This window comes from Nocardia sp. NPDC056541 (assembly GCF_042794235.1).
In the GTDB taxonomy this organism is placed as follows: domain Bacteria; phylum Actinomycetota; class Actinomycetes; order Mycobacteriales; family Mycobacteriaceae; genus Nocardia.
Map to the genome: position 1 here is coordinate 162,790 of NZ_JBHTUD010000005.1, position 13,714 is coordinate 176,503.

Consider the following 13,714-nt stretch of genomic DNA (forward strand, 5'->3'; position numbering starts at 1 on the left):
CGGCCCGTTTGCCGAAAAGCGGACATCAGCCCTTGCGGAGGAAACCTCAGCGAGAGTACGGTTCTCGCAACTGGAAGGGAGATTCTTGTGATCCACACTACAGCGCTGCGTCCCGCGATCGGGGTGGAAGTCACCGGCGTCGCCGATCTGCACGACGACACGGTGGTCAGCCGGTGCCTCGAAGCACTGAAATGGCGCGGTGTGCTGGTCGTGCGCGGTCTGCACCTCGATGACGAAGCGCAACTCGCGTTCTGCCGCGAGCTGGGCACGGTGTTGGCACCCGGCGGCCGGGAGATCTTCACGATCACCCTCGATCCCGCGAAGAACCGGGCCGCCAAGTACCTCGAGGGCACGTTCTTCTGGCATATCGACGACACCACCAACGAGGTGCCGGCCAAGGCCACCGTGCTCACGGCCCGCCACGTCGCCATGGAGGGTGGCGGCACCCAGTTCGCCAGCACCTACGCCGCCTACGAGAACCTCCCCGAAGCCGATCGCAAGCGCTACGAGGGTCTGCGCGTGGTGCACAGCTTCGAGGCGTCGCAGCGACTGGTGCATCCGGAACCGACCCCCGAACAGGTCGCGGACTGGCGTACCCAGCCGTCCCACGAGACGGCCCTGGTCTGGGAGCGCGCGGACGGCCGCAAATCCCTGGTGATCGGCGCCACCGCCGATCACATCGTCGGCATGGATCCCGCGGAGAGCCGGGCGCTGCTCGACGAACTGCTCGCCTGGTCGACGCAGGAACGCTTCGGCTACACCCACGACTGGACCGTCGGCGACCTGGTGATCTGGGACAACACCGGCATCCTGCATCGGGCGCTGCCCTATCAGGCGTCCTCCGAACGCGAACTGCACCGGACCACCCTCGCGGGCGAGGAGGCCTGGGCGTGAAAACCGCGGTGGTCACCGGCGGCGGCTCCGGTATCGGTCTCGCTGTCGCACAACGGCTCCAGGCCGACGGGTATCACGTGGCGACGCTCGATCTGCGCCCGACCGATACCCGATTCGCCCACACCGCCGACGTTTCCGATCCCGGGCAGGTGGGCGCGGCCTTCGCCGCGATCCGCACTCAGCTCGGCCCCGTGACGATCCTGGTGAATGCCGCGGGCCTGGACGGTACGGGGCGCTTCTCCAAAATCGACTTCGCGCAGTGGCAGCGGGTGATCGACGTCAACCTCAACGGCGTCTACCACTGCGTTCAGGCGGTGCTGCCCGACATGCTCGAGGCCGGGTGGGGTCGCATCGTGAACATCTCCTCGTCGAGCACACATTCGGGTCAGCCCTTCATGGCGCACTACGTCGCGGCCAAGTCCGCGGTGAACGGGCTGACCAAATCGCTGGCGCTCGAACTCGGTCCGGCCGGCATCACCGTCAACGCCGTCCCGCCCGGCTTCATCGACACCCCGATGCTGCGCAAGGCGGAGGCGGCCAAGCTGCTCGGCGGCACGATCGACGACCACATCCAGCGCACCCCTGTGCGGCGGGTGGGCCAACCCGAGGACATCGCCGCGGCGTGCGCGTTCCTGATCTCCGAGAGCGCCGGGTACATCACCGGGCAGATCCTCGGGGTCAACGGCGGCCGTAACACCTAGTCGTACCAATCCAGACAACGGGCTCACCGCCTTCCGGTGGGCACCGCGCACACCGAAAGGAATTCCCGTGGGACGTGTCGAGGGCAAGGTCGCCTTTATCACCGGAGCCGCTCGCGGCCAGGGCCGCAGTCATGCGGTGCGTCTGGCCGCCGAGGGCGCCGACATCATCGCCGTCGATATCTGTCAGGACATCGACACCATCCAGTACCCGCTGTCGCGTCCCGAGGATCTGGACGAAACGGCGCGACTGGTCGAGAAGTCCGGGCGGCGCATCGTCACCGTCCAGGCCGATGTGCGCGATGCCGCGCAGATGCGTGACGCGGTCGCGCACGGCGTACAGGAACTGGGCCGCCTCGACATCGTCGTAGCCCAGGCCGGGATCGCCGGGATGAAGGGCGAGCCGCAGTGGCAGGCCTGGACCGATGTGCTCGACACCAACCTGGTCGGCGTGCTCAACGCCATCCACGCCGCGCTGCCGCATCTGCAGGCCGGCGCGTCGATCATCGCCACCGGGTCGCTGGCCGCGCTGATGGACACCACCAAGGTGGACCAGCCCGGCAAGGATCCCGGCGGCGTCGCGTACATGGTCGCCAAGCGCGCGCTGTCGATGGTGGTGCACGAACTCGCCACCCACATCGCGCCGAAGAAGATCCGCGCCAACGTTATCCACCCCACCAACTGCAATACCCCGATGTTGCAGAGCGAGCCGATGTACCGCTCGTTCCGGCCCGATCTCGAGAATCCGACCCGCGCGGACGCCGAACCGGCCTTCCACACCATGCAGGCCATGCCGGTTCCGTATGTCGAGCCCGAGGACATCAGCGACGCGGTGCTGTTCCTGGCATCCGACGAGTCCCGTTTCGTCACCGGCAGCCAATTGCGGGTGGACGCGGGCGGATACCTGAAGTGGTACGACTACCACGCCTGAAAGGAATTCCCGCCGTGAAGGTTCGAGTCGATTCAACGCGCTGCCAAGGCCACACGCTGTGCGCGATGACCGCTCCCCGATCATTCGAGCTGAGCGACTTCGACGGTCATTCGTCGCCGGTCAGTGAGACCGTCGCGCCCGACGAGGAGGAGCAGGTGCGCGAAGCAGCGCACTCCTGCCCGGAACGCGCCATCGATATTTCCTGAGAGGACACCGCCATGAGCGTCGACGACGTGGCGACCGACGACACACGCAAGAAACCGAATTTCTCGTTCGATAGAATGACCCCCGAATATCGGGACCAATTCGTCGCGACCACCGAATCCATGCATGAGCAGTGCCCGATCGCCTGGACCGACACCCACGACGGGCACTGGGTCGCGGCGGGCAACCGTGAGGTCTTCGAACTCGCGCGTTGCCCGCACATCTCCAACGACCACGACACGGCCGGGGTCCGGCGCGGCTACAAGGGCATCTCTATTCCGAAAGCCCCACGGGCGAGCGGTGTTCGGGGCGGCATTCTGGAAATGGACGAGCCGGAGCATCGCGAGGTGCGCGCGGCGCTGAATCCGTATCTCTCCCCCGCCGCCGTGGCCCGCTGGATCCCGTTCATCGACGAGATCGTGCGCGCCGCGATCGACGAGAAGATCGAGTCGGGGCGGATCGATTTCGTCGACGAACTGGCCAATATCGTGCCCGCGGTGCTGACCCTGGGCATGCTGGGTATCCCGCTCGCCAAATGGACGATCTACAACGAGCCCGCGCACGCGTCGGTGTACACACCGCCGGATTCGCCGGAGTATCCGCGGGTCGCGGAAATGCATCGGACGATGGGCATCGATCTGCTGCAGAATCTGTTCGAGATCAGGGAGAACCCCCGGCCCGGCCTGATCAACGCGATCAACAACGCGACGATGAACGGCGAGCCGCTTCCCGATATGGAAATGCTGGGCATGCTCGGCCTGCTCATCGGCGGCGGCTTCGACACCACGACCGCGCTCACCGCGCACGCCCTGGAATGGCTCTCGGAGAACCCGGACCAGCGCGAGACACTGAGCCGCGAGCGCGACGATCTCCTCGATTCCGCCACCGAGGAATTCCTGCGCTACTACACGCCGGCACCGGGTGACGGGCGCACGATGGCCGAGGATTGCGAGGTCGTCGGCACCCAGTTCAAGGAAGGCGATCGGGTGTGGCTGTCGTGGGCGATGGCCAATCGGGATCCGGCGGTCTTCGACGACCCGAACGAGGTCATCCTGGACCGACGGCGCAACCGGCACTACAGCTTCGGGCTCGGCATCCACCGGTGCATCGGCTCGAACGTGGCACGCACCGTGTTCAAGCGCATGCTGCTCGCCGTGCTGGACCGGATGCCGGACTACCGCTGCGATCCCGAGACCGCGGTGCACTACGACACCATCGGGGTCATCCAGGGCATGCGGCACCTCCCGGCGACGTTCACTGGGGGCGTGCGGCTGGGAGCCGGACTCGAGGAGACGCTGGCGAAACTCCAGACGATCTGTGACGAACAGCAACTCGCGGCACCCGTCACAGCCCAGCGCGACGCCAGTACCTAGTGAGCAACGCGATGGCCGAGCCATCGGTGAACAACAAGATGGCCCAGCCATCGGTGAGGAACGAGATGGCCGAGCCATCGGGGCGGCCCCTGCCCCAGGTGACCGCGGAGAACGAGTTCTTCTGGACCGCGGGCGCCGACGGGCGCCTGCGGATCCAGGAGTGCGGTTCTTGCGCGGCCCTGATCCATCCACCGCAACCGGTGTGCCGGTACTGCCACGGGCACACCCTCGGGGTCCGGGAGGTCTCCGGCTTCGCCACCCTGGTCGGCTTCACCGTCAACCAGCGGTTCAGCGTGCCGGGGCTACCCGCGCCGTATGTGGTGGCCCAGGTCGCGGTCGAGGAGGATCCCCGGGTTCGCCTGACCACCAATGTGGTGGGCCGCGACCCGGCCGACCTCGTGCTGGGGATGCGGATGGAGGTCGTGTTCGAACAGGACGCGGATGTGTGGTTGCCGCTGTTCCGGCCGACCGCCGAACAGCCCGAACCCGCGCCGCTGCCCGCCGACGCGATCGAACCGCACCGGTTCGGCGAGCACGTGCGGCCGATGATCGGCCGGGACAAGTTCGAGGACAAGGTCGCCATCACCGGGATCGGGATGTCGGATATCGGTCGGCGGCTGATGGTTTCGCCGCTGTCGCTGACGATCGCGGCCTGCGAGCGCGCGGTCGCCGATGCCGGGCTCACCATGGCCGACATCGACGGCTTGTCGACCTATCCCGGCGGCGGCAATGTCGGCGGTTTCGGCGAGGGCGGCGTGACCGCGCTCGAGGCCGCGCTGGGTCTGCGGCCGACCTGGTACAACGGCGGTTTCGAGACCTTCGGTCCCGGCGGGTCGGTGATCGCGGCGATGCTGGCCGTCGCCGGCGGGTTGGCCAGGCACGTCCTGTGCTTCCGCACCGTCTGGGAGGCGACGTACAACGAACTCATGCGCACCGGCAAGATCACGCCGACGGGCGGCCGGACCACCAGTTGGATGATGCCCTTCGGCGCCACCTCGGCCGCGCATACGTTGGCGCAGAACGCCCAACGGCATTTCCATCGCTACGGCACCACCAGGGAAACGCTCGGCTGGATCGCGCTGAACCAGCGCGCCAACGCCGAGCTGAATCCGACGGCGGTCTATCGCGAACCCCTGACGATGCCGGAGTACCTCGACGCCAGGCCGGTCACCACCCCGTTCGGGCTCTACGACTGCGATGTCCCCTGCGATGGCGCGGTCGCCGTGCTGGTCTCGGCGATCGACACCACCCCGGATCTGGCGAAGCCGCCGGTGCGGGTCGCCGCGGTCGGTACCCAGATCCTCGAACGGATCGAATGGGACCAGAGCACCCTGACCCATGAACCACAGGTCCTGGGCCAGGCCGCGCACCTGTGGTCGCGTACCTCGCTGCGCCCCACCGATGTCGACGTCGCCGAACTCTACGACGGATTCACCTTCAACTGCCTGTCCTGGATCGAAGCCCTCGGCTTCTGCGGGATCGGCGAGGCCAAGGACTTCCTCGACGGCGGCAAGAACATCGCGCGCGACGGGCTGCTCCCGCTCAACACCCACGGTGGCCAGCTCTCCCACGGCCGCACCCACGGTATGGGGCTGTTGCACGAGGCCGTCAGCCAATTGCGCGGCGAGGCGGGCCCCCGCCAGGTCGAGGGCGCGCGGGTCGCGGTGACCAGCAGCGGCGGGCTGACCCCGAGCGGTGTCCTCCTGCTGACCAGCGACAACTGACCCGATTCGACCGAGCCACCCTGTCGTGGCTCAGGAGGTGAACCCATGGATGTCACCGAGGTGGCGCCGACTCTGATCCGGCTCGTCGTCGGCGCCACGATGATCGCGCACGGTCTCAACCACTGGCTCGGTGGCGGGCGGATCGCGGGCACGGCCCGCTGGTTCGCCGGCCTCGGCCTGCGCAACGGCGTCTTGCAGGCGTGGGCGAGTGTGGTCGCCGAGATCGGGGCGGGCGTGCTGCTGATCCTCGGCCTCGCCACACCGTTGGCCTGCGCGGCGGTGATCGCGGTCATGCTCGTCGCCGGGCTGCTCGCGCACCGCGCGAACGGATTCTTCGTCTTCAAGGAGGGGTACGAGTACGTACTCGTCCTGGCGGTGGTCGCGCTGGCGCTGGCCTTCACCGGCCCGGGTCGCCTGTCGATCGATCACGCCGCCGGAATCACTGTCACCGGCTGGGCCGGGGGCGTCATCGCACTCGGCGCCGGCGTGGCGTCGACCACCGGACTGCTCGCGCTGTTCTGGCGCCCGCGGCCCGAACCTACTGCGTGAGTGGCATATCGAATAGGAGGTGCGCTGATGCGCATCGGATTCATCGGGTTGGGTAGTCAGGGTGCGCCGATGGCGCAGCGAATCGTGGCGGCCGGGTATCGGACCACCCTGTGGGCACGCAGACCCGCCACGCTCGAGCAGTTCGCCGAGACCGCGGCCGAGATCGCGCCCACCCCGCGCGCCCTCGCCCAGGCCAGCGACCTGGTCTGTTTGTGCGTGGGCAACGACGCCGACATCCGTGAGGTCCTGACCGGCGAGGACGGCGTGCTCGGTGGACTCGCGCCGGGGGCGATCGTGGCCGTGCACAGCACTGTTCATCCCGACACCTGCCGCGAGCTCGCCGAAATCGCTGCGGCACAGGGCGTTACGTTGATCGACGCCGCGGTCAGCGGCGGTGCGCCCGCGGTCGCCCAGGGGCGATTGCTCGTCATGGCCGGTGGCCCGGTCGAGGCGGTCGAGAAGTGCAGGCCGGTGTTCGGCACCTACGCCGATCCGGTGGTGCACCTGGGCGATACCGGGGCGGGCCAGGTCACCAAGCTGCTCAACAATCTGCTGTTCACCGCGAACCTCGCGACCGCGGCGAGCACTCTGGCGCTCGGGCGCGACCTCGGCGTCGATCAGGCCAAGCTCGGCGAGGTGATCGCGCACGGGTCGGCGAACAGCTTCGCCCTCGGTCGTATCCTGGCCGGCACGCTGGCGCGGATCGGTGAGCACGCCGGGCACACCCTGCGCAAGGACGTCGGGCTGCTCGCCGAACTCGCCACCGGGGCCGACGCCGAGACCGGTGTCGCGCTGACCGCGGCCGACGAGACACTGAGCCTTATCGGCCATCCGCGATGACCGCCTTGCGGATCGGGTTCATCGGGGTGGGGCGGATGGGCGCTCCGATGGTGCGCCGTCTCGTCGCGGCGGGGCACGAAGTGCGCGCGCTCGGTCGGTCCGGCGACGCGCGCCGACGGATCACCGAGTTGGGCGCTGAGCCCGTGTCGTTCACCGCCGCGGTCGGCACCGGGGCCGACGCCGTCGTGGTCTGTGTGTTCAGCGACGCCCAGGTCCGCGAGGTGTGCCTCGATACTCCGCTGCTGGCGAGCATGCCCGGCGGGTCGGTGCTCATCGTGCACACCACCGGAAGCCCGCGAACCGCCGACGACATTGCCGCACAAGCCAATTCCTCCGACATCGGAGTGGTCGACGCGCCGGTCAGCGGCGGGCCACACGATATCGCCGCCGGCACGCTCACCGTGTTCACCGGCGGCGCCGAAGACGCCGTCGCCCGTGCCTTTCCGGTACTGCGGTGCTACGCGGACCCGGTGCTGGCGGTGGGTCCACTCGGCACGGGCCAGTGCGTGAAGCTGGTCAACAACGCGCTGTTCGCGGCCCAGCTCGGCCTGATCACCGAAGCCGTGCAGCTGGCAGGCGAACTCGGCGTCGACGAGGCGACCGTGCTGTCGGCGCTCCAGCAGGCCAGCGGAGCCAGTCGCGCCGCCGCCAGTGTGGCGGCGAAGGGTTCGGTGGCCGCGTTCCATGCCGCGGTCGGTGAGTTCCTCCGCAAGGACGTCGCCACGGTGCGGACGCTGGCCGCCGAACTCGGCGCGACCATGGGTGCGCTCGACACCGCGATCGACGCGCAATTCCTCGACATCCCGCGCGGCGTGTGACCGCAACGCGCGCTGCGCGTGACCGAATTGCGCTGCGCGTGAACGTATTGCGCTGTGTGTGAAGGTATTGCGCTGTGTGACCTGGATCGGGATCGCCCTCATGTGGGGGCGATCCCGATCTCGATCAGGCGCTCATCACGCCACGGACGCGGCGTCGTCCAATTGAATTTGGTTCTCCGACAGACGATCACCGAGCTGGTTCAGATCGTAGGACTGGCGTGCCATCCAGAATCGCAACACACCGGTGAGCGAGTAGCGGACGAACAGCGCGGCGCCGACGACACTGAGCGCCACCCCGACCAGCGCGAGCGCCAGTGCGTCGCGCTGGGCCAGCGGATCGGAGGTGTTGTGCGCCAGGAAGTAGGCCACCACGGCGAGCGCCGGGCCCGCCACCATCGCGGTCGCGCCGAGGCGCAACCACAGACTCCCCCGGCCCGCGGCGGGATCGGGGATCTTCAATTCGGCCAGTTCGCGAGCGAAGCGGTCGGCACGTGTTTCGGTCATCAGTGACTTCCTAGGTAGAGGTTGGCCAGTTCGCGGCGGAGTTCGCCGTCGGCGGGCCCCTGGTATTCGATGCGGCCGCGCACCAGCACGGCCGCGTGGTCGGCGATGTCGAGGACGGCGGCGGCGAACTGCTCGACGACCAGCACCGCCACGCCTTGCCGGGCGATCTCACCGACCTGTTCGTAGAGCCGCTCGACCACCAGCGGGGCCAGGCCCATGGACAGTTCGTCGAGCAGCAGCACGGCGGGGTCGGTGGCCAATCCCCGGGCGAGCGCGAGCATCTGCTGTTCGCCGCCCGACATCGTGCCCGCGATCTGGTCGGCGCGTTGGGCCAGAATCGGGAATCGGCTGAACGCCACCTCCTCGATCTCGGCATGGGTCTTGCCGGTGAACGTCATCATGAGCAGGTTGTCGCGGACCGACAGGTTGGGGAACACGCCACGGCCCTCGGGGATCAGGCAGACTCCGGCGGCCGCCAGATCGCGGGGGTCGGCCCCGGTGACGTCTCGGCCACCGAGGACCAGTCGGCCCGCGGTGACCGCACGCACCCCGGCCGCGACCCGCAGGGTGGTGGTCTTACCCGCCCCGTTGGGACCGAGCAGGGCGACCACCTCGCCGGCGCCGACCCGCAGGTCGACACCGTGCAGCACCGTGATCGCGTCGTAGGCCGCGCGGACACCGTGTAATTCCAGTGACGAGGTCATCCTTCTCCCAGGTAGGCGGCGAGTACGGCGGCGTCACGGCGGATCACCTCGGGCGGCCCGGAACTGATGATCGCGCCGAGGTCGAGCACATAGAGCTGGTCGCAGACATTCATGACCAGGCCCATGTCGTGCTCGACGAGCAGTACCGCGACGCCGTCGGCGGCCAGCGACCGCAACAGCGCGGCGAACCGCTCGGTTTCGGTGTGGTCGAGGCCGGCCGCCGGCTCGTCGAGCAGGACCACACTGGGCCGGGCGGCCATCGCCCGGCCCACCTCGACCAGTCGGCCGGTGCCGGTCGGCAGATCGTCGGCGGCGGTGTCGGCGACCTCGTCCAGTCCGAGTCGGTCGAGGAGCCCGTCGACGATCCCGGCGGCGTCGCGCCGGTGGCGCCCGAGTTCCGCGGCGACCAGCAGATTGTCGCGAACGCTCAAGCGGCCGAACAGTTCCAGCCGCTGAAAGGTCCGCGCCATCCCGTGCCCGGCCCGGCGGGCGGGCCCGAGCCGGGTGACGTCGCGGCCGTTCATGGTGACCCGGCCGGTCACCGGTCGCCGCAATCCGCAGATCACGTCGAACAGGGTGCTCTTGCCCGCGCCGTTCGGGCCGATCAGGCCGGTCACCTTGCCCGCCTCGGCGCTCAGCCCGGCCTTGTCCAGGGCGCGGTGACCGCCGAAGGTCACCGTGACCTGCTCAACTTCGAGTAGCGATCCCACGATCGAGCATCTCCTTGTCTGCTGTGGTCCACGCCTGATCGATGCCGAGCCATTCGACGGGCACCTGCGCGGGTGTGGGCGGACGGTGGCGCCGATTCGCCCAGCGCGGCACCACGATGGCCGCGATCAGTGCACCCGCGGTGAACACGTAGCCGTTGATGACATCGCCCAGGCGCAACGCCCACAGCAACGCCAGCCCACCGAGCAGCACCGCCATGACGACCCGATCACGCAGTGCCGCGGCCCATTCGCGACGGATCTGCGCCAGGGCGCCCTGGCCGAGGAACCCGCCGCTGAAGGCGATACCACCGAGGGCGGGCAGGACATGGACGAGATTGGTCAGCGCCGGGAACAACACGGGAATCGCGTTGAGCGGCCCCGAATAGACAGCGCCGGTGAACAATCCGCTGCCGACCGCGCCGAGCCCGGCGATGACCACGATCAGGAAGATCGGCAGGCCCGCGACGAAACCGAACTGCTCGGCGGTCACCGACCGCAGCTGCATGCCGTAGAGCGCCCCGCCGAGTCCGGCGATCGCCGCCGACAGCGAGAACACCAGCATCTTGGCCGCCAGCAGGTTTCCGCCGAGGGTGGCGTAGGCGGCCTCGCTGTCGCGCAGGGCGATCAACCGTCGGCCGAGCCGACCGCGCCGCAGCATCGCCACCGCGAATCCGGCCAGCCCGAGCACGATCGCCGCGAAAACGGTGATCTGCGCGGTGCTGGTCAGTTGCGTGCCGAACAGGCTGGGGCCGACCAGATCCACCGAGCCCTGGTCGAACAGGGCGATTCGCACCCCGAACACCTCGAACGAGGGCAGGGTGAAGATCCAGCGGTCGAGCACCACCGCGAACGCGGCCGTGCCGAGCGCGAGGTAGACCCCGGACAAACGCAGCGCCGGTAGGGCGATCAGCGCGCCGACGACGCCCGCGATCGCCATGGCGGCGAGCAACGCCCACCACTGCCCGTCGGCGCCCAGATGCGCGTAGGCGACGGCGCCGATCCCGGCGATGCTCAACTGGCACAGCGAGATCTGGCCGGCGAACCCGGCGAGGGGCACGAACGACAACGCGATCACCCCGAAGGCGAAGATCAGGCCGTAGCTGATCAGATCCGCTTCGCTGAGCAGGGTGGCGAGCATGAGCCCGACCACCGCGACGACGACCGCGAACACCGCCGAACCACGCACGCTCGGCAGCGGCACCGGGCTCAACCGCCGATCGCGCCCGCGCAGCCGGCCGTGCGGGAACAGCAGCAGCGCGACGAGCAGCAGCAGCGCGGGCGCGGCCAGCCGCAGTCCGGGCAGATACTCGTTCTGTGGCAGATACCCGGTGAGGTAGCTCTCCAGGCAGCCGACGACGATCGCACCGAGAAAGGTCATCGGCAGGCTGGCCAGCCGTCCGAAGATCGCCGCGCTGTAGGCGCTGACGATCAGCAACGACAGCTGCGCCGCGTCCAGGGCCACCATCGGCGCGATCAGGATGCCGCCGATGGCCGCCAATTCGATGCCGAGCATCCAGGCCACCCGATTGGCGCGCTGCGGGTCGGCGCCGGTGAGCCCGACCAGTGCCCGATCGTCGACGGTCGCACGCATCTCCGCACCGGTTCTGGTGCGGTACAGCAGGATTCGCAGAGCGATGGCCACCGCCACCGCCACCACCATGGTCAATGCCTGATGCCAGGTGATCGTCACCGAACCCAGGTGCAGCGGTGGTTGGTCGGCGAAGAACCGCGGCAGGGTGCGCGCCACGTCCGGATTCCAGATCCAGCGCGCGGTGAGCATCAGGCCGCTGAGCAACGCCACCGTCATGACGAGTTTCTCGGCGTCGCCCAGGCCCTGGGTCGGCGCCAGCGCCTGCGCGAACGCCAACCCGAACAGTGGCGCGAACACCAGCAACACCAGGGCGACCGCGATCGGCGTCGGCACGCCCCAGCCCACGGTGAACTGCCAGTACACGAAGGCCGAGACCATGCCCGCCGCGCCGTGCGCGAAATTGAAGACACCGGTCGTGGTGAAGGTCAGGACCAGGCCGCTGCCGATGATGGCGTAGATCGCGGCGGTGCTGAGCCCGACGATGCCGAAAGCGATGAACTGCTCCATTATTTGACGTCGCTCATGCTCTTGTTGACGTCGGCCAGCGTCAGCGGGCGACCGTATTCCTTGGTGTAGACGTAAGGCTTCATGTCGCAACGGAACGGACCGGTGTCGGGCTTGAAGTCCGCGTTCGTCCAGCCCTGCGCGGTCGCCTTCATCACGTTGAAGCACTTGGGCGGCACGGTGTGGGTCGACATGTCGGCGGGCGCCTGCAGACCACCGGCGGTCCACGCTGTTTCCTTACGGGCGGCCTCCACCACGCAGGTGCGGGTGAGGTTGTCGCCGCAGCTCGAGGCCGCCTTCGCGAACAGCAGCCACTGCACCAGCGAGCGCAGCCCGTTGTAGGTCAGTTTCCCGTCGGGCGCGTACTGGGCGAACAGATCCTTGGCCCGCTGCACCGCCGGGACACTGGCCGCCGATTCCAGCGGCACGGTCCCCGACAGGTCGGCGAAGTTGTTCTGCGCGCCCAGCGACGTGCGGGCAAGCTCGAGGAACGCGGGGGTGTAGGCGTTGCTGGTGACGTCGACCCAGTCCAGCTTGTAGTCCATGCTGGTGAGCACGTCCTCGAGCTTGGCGAGGCTGCGGAAGTCGCCGAGGAAGATCAGGCCCTTCACGCCCTTGGCCTTGATGGACTGCGCGTAAGGCGTCCAATCCGAGACGCCCGCGGCCGGATAGAGGTCGTTGTAGATCAGGGTCGCGCCCTCGGCGGGCAGCGACTCCCCGTATCGGTCGGCCATCGACTTCACCACCGGCGAGTCGGCCACGATGATGCCGACCGCGGCTGCCGACGCCGGGTAGGCCTCTTTGAACAGCCACTGATGCATGCCCGCGTAGGTGTCGTAGGGGCGCGCGGAGGAGGCACCGGATCCCACCTGGAGATCGGAACCGGTGTTCTCGGCCTGACTCACCTGCGACGGGAACTCGGGCAGCGTGCACGTGAGCCGATCCTTGACGCCGAGGGCATCAAGTGCGGCGGAGCCGCCGACCAGTGCGAAGTCCTCGCGGCAGGCTTCCAGCATGCGCGCGCGGACCTCGAGCAGTTTCGCGTCACGGACATTGAAGGCCAGCTTGCGACCGTTGATTCCGCCGTTGTCGTTGCACCAGGACGTGAAGACCTTGGCGGCGTCGACCAATTCGGGATTCTTGGTGAAACCCATATCGGTGAACACGCCGACTTCGATCTGCCCGGCGGTGACGCCCTGCGTCGGCGCACTCGTCGATTTGCCGGTCTGGCAGACCCCGTTCAGATCACCGAAGTCGCTCGTCACCGCCTTGCCGCCGGGTGCCGCGGCCTCTTCGACCCCGCTGCCGGTGCGGCCGCTACAACCCGCCACCAGCAACGCGGTCGCCATCAAGGCGACCAGTACTCGCTGCGATCTCACCGATGTCCTCCTGACACAAGCTCGGCAGCCGAGCCCTGTTTCTCATCGAACAAAGCGTCTGTGGTCGACGCTCTCCATTTCGGAAATCATCTTCTCATCAAGAGAGAATAAAGTTAACCCTTTGAGAAAATATCTGATTCACCACTCTGTAAACACGTGTGGCGGGCCGCGGCGAACGCCGGGGGGGCACAGATTTTTTGAAAAAAATAAAAGGGGGGGGGGGGCGGGCGCGATATCCAACAACGCCCCGCAGGGTGGGGGGGGGGGGCGCGCCAGGGGGGCCGGGGGGGC

At 68.3% G+C, this 13,714-nt stretch carries 13 protein-coding genes and 1 pseudogene; 9 read left to right on the forward strand and 5 right to left on the reverse strand.

Annotated elements, in window-relative coordinates; genetic code table 11:
• The first annotated feature begins 87 nt into the window (after window positions 1-87).
• The 9 genes and pseudogenes from ACFQ9R_RS10660 to ACFQ9R_RS10700 form a co-directional block, all read left to right on the forward strand.
• Window positions 88-894, forward strand: coding sequence for a TauD/TfdA family dioxygenase (locus tag ACFQ9R_RS10660; protein WP_067444945.1), 807 nt, complete (start codon window positions 88-90; stop codon window positions 892-894).
• Window positions 891-1,595 carry an SDR family NAD(P)-dependent oxidoreductase gene (locus ACFQ9R_RS10665; RefSeq protein ID WP_378990200.1) on the forward strand — a complete coding sequence of 235 codons (705 nt, stop codon included), beginning with the start codon at window positions 891-893 and terminating at the stop codon, window positions 1,593-1,595. Before ACFQ9R_RS10660 ends, ACFQ9R_RS10665 begins: the two co-directional genes overlap by 4 nt.
• Before the next feature lie 67 nt (window positions 1,596-1,662).
• The gene (locus ACFQ9R_RS10670) at window positions 1,663-2,523 is read left to right on the forward strand and encodes a mycofactocin-coupled SDR family oxidoreductase (RefSeq protein ID WP_378990201.1); all 861 of its coding nucleotides are present in this window, start codon (window positions 1,663-1,665) and stop codon (window positions 2,521-2,523) included.
• 14 nt (window positions 2,524-2,537) lie between these two features.
• Window positions 2,538-2,729: a ferredoxin gene (locus tag ACFQ9R_RS10675; protein WP_067444937.1), complete on the forward strand. Its 192-nt coding sequence runs from the start codon at window positions 2,538-2,540 to the stop codon at window positions 2,727-2,729.
• 12 nt (window positions 2,730-2,741) lie between these two features.
• Window positions 2,742-4,100 carry a cytochrome P450 gene (locus tag ACFQ9R_RS10680; protein WP_378990203.1) on the forward strand — a complete coding sequence of 453 codons (1,359 nt, stop codon included), beginning with the start codon at window positions 2,742-2,744 and terminating at the stop codon, window positions 4,098-4,100.
• Window positions 4,101-4,165: 65 nt separating this feature from the next.
• On the forward strand, window positions 4,166-5,824 hold the full coding sequence (locus ACFQ9R_RS10685; protein ID WP_378990204.1) for an OB-fold domain-containing protein: 1,659 nt from the start codon (window positions 4,166-4,168) through the stop codon (window positions 5,822-5,824).
• Window positions 5,825-5,869: 45 nt separating this feature from the next.
• Window positions 5,870-6,373: a DoxX family protein gene (locus tag ACFQ9R_RS10690; protein WP_378990206.1), complete on the forward strand. Its 504-nt coding sequence runs from the start codon at window positions 5,870-5,872 to the stop codon at window positions 6,371-6,373.
• Between the two features lie 27 nt (window positions 6,374-6,400).
• Window positions 6,401-7,213 carry an NAD(P)-dependent oxidoreductase gene (locus ACFQ9R_RS10695; protein WP_378990207.1) on the forward strand — a complete coding sequence of 271 codons (813 nt, stop codon included), beginning with the start codon at window positions 6,401-6,403 and terminating at the stop codon, window positions 7,211-7,213.
• Window positions 7,192-8,031, forward strand: a pseudogene (locus ACFQ9R_RS10700) (NAD(P)-dependent oxidoreductase); the annotation flags it as partial. The gene ACFQ9R_RS10695 and the pseudogene ACFQ9R_RS10700, both read left to right, overlap by 22 nt.
• 135 nt (window positions 8,032-8,166) lie before the next feature.
• Here the strand turns inward: ACFQ9R_RS10700 and ACFQ9R_RS10705 are convergent.
• Genes ACFQ9R_RS10705 through ACFQ9R_RS10725 form a run of 5 tightly spaced genes read right to left on the reverse strand, consistent with a single transcriptional unit; the run spans window position 8,167 to window position 13,393 of the window.
• Window positions 8,167-8,535 (reverse strand): hypothetical protein, encoded by a 369-nt coding sequence (locus ACFQ9R_RS10705; RefSeq protein ID WP_378990208.1) that lies wholly within the window; start codon window positions 8,533-8,535, stop codon window positions 8,167-8,169.
• Window positions 8,535-9,239, reverse strand: coding sequence for an ABC transporter ATP-binding protein (locus ACFQ9R_RS10710; RefSeq protein ID WP_378990209.1), 705 nt, complete (start codon window positions 9,237-9,239; stop codon window positions 8,535-8,537). Before ACFQ9R_RS10710 ends, ACFQ9R_RS10705 begins: the two co-directional genes overlap by 1 nt.
• A complete protein-coding gene (locus ACFQ9R_RS10715) occupies window positions 9,236-9,949 on the reverse strand; it encodes an ABC transporter ATP-binding protein (RefSeq protein WP_067444920.1) in 714 nt (237 codons plus the stop codon). The genes ACFQ9R_RS10710 and ACFQ9R_RS10715 overlap by 4 nt, the downstream gene beginning before the upstream one ends.
• On the reverse strand, window positions 9,927-12,047 hold the full coding sequence (locus tag ACFQ9R_RS10720; protein WP_378990210.1) for an ABC transporter permease: 2,121 nt from the start codon (window positions 12,045-12,047) through the stop codon (window positions 9,927-9,929). Before ACFQ9R_RS10720 ends, ACFQ9R_RS10715 begins: the two co-directional genes overlap by 23 nt.
• A complete protein-coding gene (locus ACFQ9R_RS10725; RefSeq protein WP_067444914.1) occupies window positions 12,047-13,393 on the reverse strand; it encodes an ABC transporter substrate-binding protein in 1,347 nt (448 codons plus the stop codon). The genes ACFQ9R_RS10720 and ACFQ9R_RS10725 overlap by 1 nt, the downstream gene beginning before the upstream one ends.
• Between the last annotated feature and the right edge of the window lie 321 nt (window positions 13,394-13,714).

Coding starts and splice junctions, on each gene's coding strand:
- ACFQ9R_RS10705 (WP_378990208.1), bottom strand. CDS start 8,535: ATGACCGAAACACGTGCCGACCGCTTCGCTCGCGAACTGGCCGAATTG.
- ACFQ9R_RS10720 (WP_378990210.1), bottom strand. CDS start 12,047: ATGGAGCAGTTCATCGCTTTCGGCATCGTCGGGCTCAGCACCGCCGCG.
- ACFQ9R_RS10680 (WP_378990203.1), top strand. CDS start 2,742: ATGAGCGTCGACGACGTGGCGACCGACGACACACGCAAGAAACCGAAT.
- ACFQ9R_RS10695 (WP_378990207.1), top strand. CDS start 6,401: ATGCGCATCGGATTCATCGGGTTGGGTAGTCAGGGTGCGCCGATGGCG.
- ACFQ9R_RS10725 (WP_067444914.1), bottom strand. CDS start 13,393: ATGGCGACCGCGTTGCTGGTGGCGGGTTGTAGCGGCCGCACCGGCAGC.
- ACFQ9R_RS10710 (WP_378990209.1), bottom strand. CDS start 9,239: ATGACCTCGTCACTGGAATTACACGGTGTCCGCGCGGCCTACGACGCG.
- ACFQ9R_RS10685 (WP_378990204.1), top strand. CDS start 4,166: ATGGCCGAGCCATCGGGGCGGCCCCTGCCCCAGGTGACCGCGGAGAAC.
- ACFQ9R_RS10690 (WP_378990206.1), top strand. CDS start 5,870: ATGGATGTCACCGAGGTGGCGCCGACTCTGATCCGGCTCGTCGTCGGC.